The organism is Virgibacillus byunsanensis, assembly GCF_042675965.1.
GTDB classification, from domain to species: Bacteria; Bacillota; Bacilli; order Bacillales; family Amphibacillaceae; genus Virgibacillus_R; species Virgibacillus_R byunsanensis.
In genome coordinates, this window is sequence record NZ_JBHTKJ010000048.1 from 19,351 (window position 1) to 27,125 (window position 7,775).

The following is a 7,775-nucleotide window of genomic DNA, read 5'->3' on the forward strand; positions in this document are numbered from 1 at the left end:
AGAATGTTCTCCAAACTAACTTATTTTCCCTTACATTATTTTAGCGATTCAATAAACTTCCTACATATCGCAATAACTCATTTGCTGAAATCGAATTATAACCATGTTCATCAATTAACCTTGCAATCACCTCGTTAATCTTCTTAAGCTGTGACTCATCAGGTGTTTGGGAGGACGTGGTAATCTTGACAACATCCTTTAAGTCAGCAAACAATTTCTTCTGTATTGCTTCTCGTAAACGTTCATGGGAATTGTACTCAAAGCGTTTCCCTTTCCTTGCATATGCTGAAATGCGAATGAGGATTTCCTCTCTGAAAGCTCTTTTAGCATTTTCTGAGATTCCAATTTGTTCTTCAATGGACCGCATGAGCTTCTCATCCGGTTGCATTTCTTCTCCCGTTAACTGGTCTCTTAATTTATTTTTATTACAATACGCCTCTACATTATCCAAGTAATTGTTCATTAGTGTTTTCGCTGATTCCTCATAGGAGTATACAAAAGCCTTTTGAACTTCTTTCTTGGCAATTTCATCATATTCTCGTCTCGCAACGGAAATATAGTTCATATACTTTTCCTTGTCATCCGCTGAAATGGAAGGATGCTGCTCTAATCCATCCTTTAAGGAACGCAATACATCAAGGGCATTAATGGAAGGTACTTCTTTTCGAATAATGGTAGAAGAAATACGATTGATTACATAACGGGGATCAATTCCATTCATTCCCTCGTCACTAAATTCCTTCTTCAACTCTTCCACATCGATTTGGTTAAACCCTTCCACACTATCTCCATCATAAAGTCTCATTTTCTTAACGAGATCAACTTCTTGTTTTTTAGAATTACTAAGTCTTGTCATAATCGAAAAAATGGCAGCAACTTTCAGTGCATGTGGAGCAATATGAACGTGTGCCATATCACTTTCTTTAATCATTTTCTGATATATTCGTTCTTCCTCACTCACTCTAAGATTATAAGGTATTGGCATAACAATAATTCTAGAATGAAGTGCTTCATTCTTTTTATTGGATATAAAGGAGCGGTACTCTGCTTCGTTGGTATGGGCAACTATTAATTCATCAGCTGAAATCAAGGCAAATCTTCCTGCCTTAAAATTACCTTCCTGTGTTAATGATAATAGGTGCCAGAGAAACTTTTCATCACATTTGAGCATTTCCTGAAATTCCATCATCCCACGGTTTGCTTTATTCAATTCTCCGTCAAAACGATATGCTCGTGGATCAGATTCTGAACCATATTCAGCTATCGTTGAAAAATCAATACTTCCTGTCAAATCTGCAATATCCTGTGATTTCGGATCGGATGGACTAAATGTCCCGACCCCGACACGTTTATCCTCCGATAAGAAAATACGTTCAACCATCATTTCTTCCATACGACCATCATATTCCTTTTCAAGCCGCATCGTATTTAACGGTGACAAGCTACCTTCAATACGAATGCCATACTCTTCATAAAAGTCTTCCCGTAAATGATGTGGAATAAGATGAAGTGGATCTTCATGCATGGGACACCCTTTTATCGCATAAACTGCCCCTTCATCTGTTCGGGAATATTGTTCAAGACCACGTTTAAGCATAGTTACAATTGTTGATTTACCACCACTAACTGGACCCATTAATAATAAAATCCGTTTTCTGACATCAAGTCTTTTTGCAGCGGGATGAAAGTACTCCTCCACTAACCTTTCAATTGCATCTTCAAGACCAAATATTCCTTCCCCAAAAAACTCATACATTCGTTGTCCGTCTCTCTCTATTACTCCAGAGTTTTTAATCATATTATAAACACGTGAATGAGCTGTTTGAGCAACTTCTGGCCTTTGTTTCACAACTTCGAGATACTCAGCGAACGTCCCTTCCCATTTAAGCCGCCTTTCTTCTTCACGGTGGCTTCTTACTTTGTTTAGTATATCCATTGTGTTCCCTCCATCTATGTCGAGGTTTATACATTTTATGCACGAGTACCCTTCATGATGCGGATTGCTTTTATAGAAATGTAATATTAATACGAAAAAGCACCTCTTAGTTAAAGGTACTTTTTTAGTTCTTTCCAATAATAATAGGGGGTCTGCCTATTGGATAATATTCAATAGTTTTGCATTCTTTTATTCGATTATTTTCCAAGCAATTTCTTCCATCAAAAATGATTGGGCTTTTCATTTTTTTGATTATTTCTGAGATATCCATTTGTCTAAACTCATTCCATTCTGTAACAATAAATATAGCATCTGCTTCCTTAACTGCTTTACTGATGGTACTGGTAAACCTAACTTTATCCATTTCTACTATCTTTTTAGCGTTATCAGTTGCTACGGGATCATACGCGGTAACCTTTGCGCCATGTTCGATTAATGAACGTGCAATTGTAATGGAAGGTGCTTCTCTCATATCATCTGTCTCAGGTTTAAAAGACAGACCAAGCATCGCAATTTTTCTCCCCTTTAAATTTCCAAATCGGTTTACTGCTTTTGCTACAAGAAGTCTTCGCTGAGAATCATTAATAGCTATCGTTTCTTTTAACATCGAAAAATCGAAGCCGTTTAATTCTGCTGTATGGAGTAATGCTTTAACATCTTTGGGAAAACACGACCCTCCATAACCAATTCCGGGCTGCAAGAATGAATTACCGATTCTTTTATCCTTTCCCATACCTTTCACTACATCTTCAACATCTGCTCCTACTGACTCGCACAAATTTGCAATTTCATTAATAAAGCTAATCTTAGTTGCCAAAAAAGCATTTGAAGCATACTTAATCATTTCAGCACTTCTAATACTAGTTAGTATAATGGGAACATGTAACGGTCGGTACATTTCTTGCAATTTCATAGCGACTTCTTTTTTTTCAGCTCCGATAATAATTCTATCCGCTTCTATCGTATCCATAATAGCGGATCCTTGTCTTAGAAACTCAGGGTTTGATACCAGTTCAATGGAATGATTTCCATCGAATTGTTCATCTATTATGCGCTTCACATACTCATTCGTACCAACAGGAACAGTGCTCTTTATGACAACTATTGTACTCTGTTTTACATGTACGGCAATATCCTTCCCCGCTTGCTCTATATACGATAAATCGACTCCACCGTCATCCTTTTGCGGGGTACCTACGGCAATGATCACAACTTCTGCATGATCTAGACCTTCCTGATGAGATGTGGTAAATGACAATCTGCCGGCATCGATATTTTTTGTAAGTAATCTTTGCATACCTGGTTCATAGATTGGAGAAATTCCTTGGCTAAGTTTATTGATTTTCGCTTCATTCAGATCGACACAAATGACATCATGCCCTATATCTGACAAACAAACACCTGTTGACAAGCCAACATATCCTGTTCCTAATATAGCCACTTTCATATCAATCAGACTTTTTGTTTTTCGTTTTAATTTTCTTCTTACTATTTTTCCGACTGCTTTCTTCAGTTTCTATATCCTGGCTCTCATCTTTAGTTTGATTCTGACTCTCTTCAACCGTTTCTACAGGACTTTCACTTACATCTACACCTCTTAAATAAGCTAGTATCTCTTCTTTTATATCATCCCTTTGTAAGGCAAAATCCAATGTTGCCTTAACAAATCCTATTTTATCACCAATATCATAGCGACTTCCCTCAAAGTTATAAGCTAGAACCGACTGTCTTTTATTAAGCTCATTAATAGCATCCGTTAATTGTAATTCTTTTCCCTCTTCCATTGGAAGACTTTCAAGAATATCAAATATCTCTGGCCTTAATATATAACGACCTATGATCGCATAATTTGATGGGGCACTGTCTATGCTCGGTTTTTCTACCATTGAATCAATAGTTAACAGGTTAGGATCGATATTTGTCCCTTTTGTTTTAATAATTCCATATTTGCTAACTTGACTTTTGGGAACGTTTTGAACAGCTACTACCGAACTATTATAATAGTTAAAAACATTGATAATTTGCTTTAAGCACGGCGTTTGGGACATAACGACGTCGTCTCCTAGCAAAACAGCAAAAGGCTCATTGCCAATAAAGCTTCTAGCGCAAAGCACGGCATGTCCAAGCCCTTTTGGATCCTGTTGCCTGACGTAATAGATATTTACTAAATTTGATATCTTTTGAACTTCTTCTAATACAGCTAGCTGATTTTTTATAAATAATACATCTTCTAACTCGTAGGCTTTATCAAAGTGATCTTCTATTGACCTCTTTCCTCTACCAATTACAATGACAATTTCTTCAATCCCCGATGCAACAGCTTCCTCGACAATATATTGAATAGTTGGTTTATCAACAATTGGGATCATTTCCTTTGGCTGCACTTTAGTTGCTGGTAAAAGACGTGTTCCTAGGCCAGCAGCGAGAATTATAGCCTTTCGAATGTTCATTATTCTTGCTCCTTTCTTACTCTTTTATATTCAACTGGACTAGTTTTGGAACGTTGAAGGCCTATCAGTAATAGAAATTGGCGATTGTCCTTGAGTCATTAGTAGTCATACTAGTCTGTTGAACTAGTAAAACTCCTTACCCTACTGGGAAAGGAGTTCATGGTAATACATGTGTTACGCCTTATATGTTTTATTTAAAAACAATTTCATCATCCTAGGAAGTACTTTATCACGACGTTTTAGCAGCGTGGTAACAATCGCTTTTTTTTCCTCTTTTGTTACCATCCAATCATCAGGAATTAACGTAACAATTTCCTCCATCAGTAAGATTGGAATCGTCTGAATAATTTCAACTTGTTTACGAAAGTCTTCCTCATCTTTAATAAAATTTGCCATCAATTGATGTGTAGCACTTTTCATTAAATCTAATGACAGGTTTTCTAATTCAGACTCAACCCAATTGTAACCACCTAGAATTTCCGCGTGATCTATGGCCCATAACCGATAAACGCTCTCCTGTTCCGCACACAGTAATATGTTTTTTCGAGTTCGGTCTCCATTACAAAGCCAGTAATCAAAGACGATAATACTAGCTAATGACTGATAGTTTATAATCTCAGGAACAGAAGAAACTTTGTGTGCATCCATGCACCCAGATACGTACAACGAAGCAAATTGATGTTGTGTAGTACTCATCTCTTTTAATTCAGGTATTTGAGAAGAGAATTCTTGTGGGATTTGTACGATTTTGGCATATGGAATTGGTAGTCCAATATAACGGCCTAAACAATAGCCAATCCATTCGTTACACAGAGATTTTTCAAATCCTGGTTGAAAATATTTCACTACATATTCTCTATTGTCATTAAACCTAATTAAATGTGCATTTGACTTACCTTCTAGTTTTTTAAGATATGCAACTGGCTTAATCATGATCGTCCACTCCAGCATTTTTGATGAGCTTTTGTAACAAATCAACATATTGCTCTGCAACCACACCAATTTCAAACTTATGATAAACGTGTTGAATAGCTGATTCTGACATGTTAGCATGGAGATCTGAATTATCTAGGATTGTGTAGATTTGCGTTACTGCATCCTCAACATTTTGTCCCCGGTAGAGAAGCCCGGTTTTCCCTTTATCAACTAGTTCTGTTATTGGCATTATATTGGAGGCCACAACAGGTACACCGCAAACCATTGATTCAATAAAGGTATTACCAAATGATTCTGATTTTGTGGTTGCGAGGGTACAACCGCCAGATTGACGAATCTTCGCATAAACGTGTGGCATTTGTTGATAAGGAATGACAGGGTACCACTTAATGATGTCGGTAAGATCCTCCTCTTGCCATCTTTTTTTAAATTCTTCTCGCTGGACACTTTGCGCCCCTCCAACGACCCAAATTTCAATATCATTGCGTTCTTTTTTAATCCATTTGGCAACCTCTATTAACATCTGCCAGTTTTTACGTTTGTCCACTCTACCTATCCATCCAATAACCTTTTTATTCTTAGGTAATATAGGATCTTTGTTAAAATCTACTTCTTCAGAGGATAAAGCGCGGAAAAATGACGTATCTACACCGTTATAAATAACGTTTATGGGTATATTTTCAGTCAATATAGAGACTAAACGTTTCTGATAATGTGAAGGAACATTAATCGATACCGGTTCAATACCCTTGAAAGATTTTAAGTGGGGTTGTAGTTTAATGAGCTCTGGTGTTCTGGCTTCTATAATGATAGGTCCTTGAAATTTTGCTTTTCGGATCCATTTATAAGCAGCACTTGTGTCGATAACGATTATGGCATCGTAATTATTTTCTTGGATAATCTTTATGATTTCCTGTTTATCTTTCGTTAAATATACTGGGGCAATATCCTCCATAATATGACGACCACCATGATCTGTTGTATAGAGGAATTCTGTATCAATTCCATGTTTCTTAAAATAGATGGAACGATTTCGCCATCCGGCATTCACCCCGCCAACTGTGAGCAAACGCCAGATTACTAACACTTTCATCTTAGTTTCTCCTCACTTAGAATTTAATTTACCTTCTTCTTTTACTTTTAGGAGGGTTCGCGTTTCGACGTCTGTTTTTACCTTGTGGCTTAGGTCTTCCACTACTACTCTTTTTACCTTTGTTGTTTTTATAGTCATTTTCTTTTTTACTGTCTTTTAGGTTCTTAGAATTTTTATATCTTTTATTGATTACCTTTCTATTATTGCTTCTTTGATTACCCTTGTCTTTCTCTTTGTATTTCAATTCATATTTATCCCAATACTCATCAATTTCTTCTTTTACGGTATCCGGATTATAACCACGTGCAAGCATCGTTTTGACCCATTCTTCCTTAAATACTTTGTGCATTAAACTCTCCAGTTGAAAAGCATATAATTTGTTATCCTCATTGGTTAATAGCTTATTACTAGACGTTTTCAACTTCGCAGTATCTGTTGTAACTGGTATCAGTTTTTGGTAAATTTCCCGTGATAGTTCTTCCATATGGATATAATGCTTCCACTCGTCATACAATTCCGGAGAAAGTGATTGTACATGCGTTAAAAATAATTCTTTATATTCTTCACCAAGAGAAGTCAATAATTTCCGGGGGTAAGGATACACACGGTCACGCCATACTGCTCTAGCTACATCAATTACTTTCAAACTACCATCAGGTTGTAGGAAAATTTGCCTTTTATGATGGTCAATTCGATCATAACCAATTTTTTTAAACGTTATTAACATGTCAATTAGTTTTAAAGAGAGTTCCTCCGTTAGCGTCTGCGATTGCAAGTATTCACGTATATCTACCCCTCTAATAAACTCCATTGCAATATAAAGCGATCCTTTTGCATAGATCAATGGAAATAGACCTGTTTTTTGCCCCAATGATAAGGCATAGTGCTCCCGATCACAGTCTTCGTAATTCCCAAATACTTTCACACATATATCGTCTGTAAATTTAAAAACTGCACCTTGACGTCCCTTACCAATCATTTCCAATGGTGAGTCATTAACTACTCCCACATCAGCATTATCCAAGTTAGTGACTTGAATTTCTTTAATGCACCGTTTCAGGTACTTCGTATCCATACTTATGTTCCTCTCATCTAATATTAGGCATCTTTTTACCCCCTACTATAGTTAATTCAAAACCGTCCTAAAATGTAAGGGTTAGAACCTATTAACGTAAAATGTATGTATTCAATAGATGAATAGGGTGAGGTTGAATATAAGAAATAGAAGTAACCTACAACGTTATTAGAAAACTTGGCTTATCGCCAAGCCTTAATGGGTCAAGTAGGAGGGGGCCTTTCCTCAAGGATTGTGTCCCGCCCCCCTCACAGATCCGTGCGGGCGCAATTAACGCACACGGCT

At 36.8% G+C, this 7,775-nt stretch carries 6 protein-coding genes; all 6 read right to left on the bottom strand.

Going from position 1 to position 7,775, the window contains the following annotated elements:
- Positions 1 to 40: 40 nt before the first annotated feature.
- The 6 genes from ACFQ3N_RS15865 to ACFQ3N_RS15890 all read right to left on the bottom strand — a co-directional run bounded on the left by ACFQ3N_RS15865 (position 41) and on the right by ACFQ3N_RS15890 (position 7,490).
- Complete coding sequence (locus ACFQ3N_RS15865) at positions 41 to 1,936, bottom strand: PrkA family serine protein kinase (protein WP_390363512.1); 1,896 nt, start codon at positions 1,934 to 1,936, stop codon at positions 41 to 43.
- Between the two features lie 124 nt (positions 1,937 to 2,060).
- Positions 2,061 to 3,383, bottom strand: a complete 1,323-nt coding sequence (locus tag ACFQ3N_RS15870) for a UDP-glucose dehydrogenase family protein (protein WP_390363513.1) — start codon at positions 3,381 to 3,383, stop codon at positions 2,061 to 2,063.
- Position 3,384: 1 nt separating this feature from the next.
- The gene (gene galU, locus ACFQ3N_RS15875) at positions 3,385 to 4,386 is read right to left on the bottom strand and encodes a UTP--glucose-1-phosphate uridylyltransferase GalU (RefSeq protein WP_390363514.1); all 1,002 of its coding nucleotides are present in this window, start codon (positions 4,384 to 4,386) and stop codon (positions 3,385 to 3,387) included.
- Positions 4,387 to 4,560: 174 nt separating this feature from the next.
- Positions 4,561 to 5,319: a HipA family kinase gene (locus ACFQ3N_RS15880; RefSeq protein ID WP_390363515.1), complete on the bottom strand. Its 759-nt coding sequence runs from the start codon at positions 5,317 to 5,319 to the stop codon at positions 4,561 to 4,563.
- On the bottom strand, positions 5,312 to 6,415 hold the full coding sequence (locus ACFQ3N_RS15885) for a glycosyltransferase family 4 protein (RefSeq protein WP_390363516.1): 1,104 nt from the start codon (positions 6,413 to 6,415) through the stop codon (positions 5,312 to 5,314). The genes ACFQ3N_RS15880 and ACFQ3N_RS15885 overlap by 8 nt, the downstream gene beginning before the upstream one ends.
- 28 nt (positions 6,416 to 6,443) lie before the next feature.
- Entirely contained in the window at positions 6,444 to 7,490 is a 1,047-nt protein-coding gene (locus ACFQ3N_RS15890; RefSeq protein ID WP_390363517.1) for a hypothetical protein, read from the bottom strand.
- Positions 7,491 to 7,775: the final 285 nt, after the last annotated feature.

Coding starts and splice junctions, on each gene's coding strand:
- ACFQ3N_RS15865 (WP_390363512.1), bottom strand. CDS start 1,936: ATGGATATACTAAACAAAGTAAGAAGCCACCGTGAAGAAGAAAGGCGG.
- ACFQ3N_RS15870 (WP_390363513.1), bottom strand. CDS start 3,383: ATGAAAGTGGCTATATTAGGAACAGGATATGTTGGCTTGTCAACAGGT.
- galU (WP_390363514.1), bottom strand. CDS start 4,386: ATGAACATTCGAAAGGCTATAATTCTCGCTGCTGGCCTAGGAACACGT.
- ACFQ3N_RS15880 (WP_390363515.1), bottom strand. CDS start 5,319: ATGATTAAGCCAGTTGCATATCTTAAAAAACTAGAAGGTAAGTCAAAT.
- ACFQ3N_RS15885 (WP_390363516.1), bottom strand. CDS start 6,415: ATGAAAGTGTTAGTAATCTGGCGTTTGCTCACAGTTGGCGGGGTGAAT.
- ACFQ3N_RS15890 (WP_390363517.1), bottom strand. CDS start 7,490: ATGGATACGAAGTACCTGAAACGGTGCATTAAAGAAATTCAAGTCACT.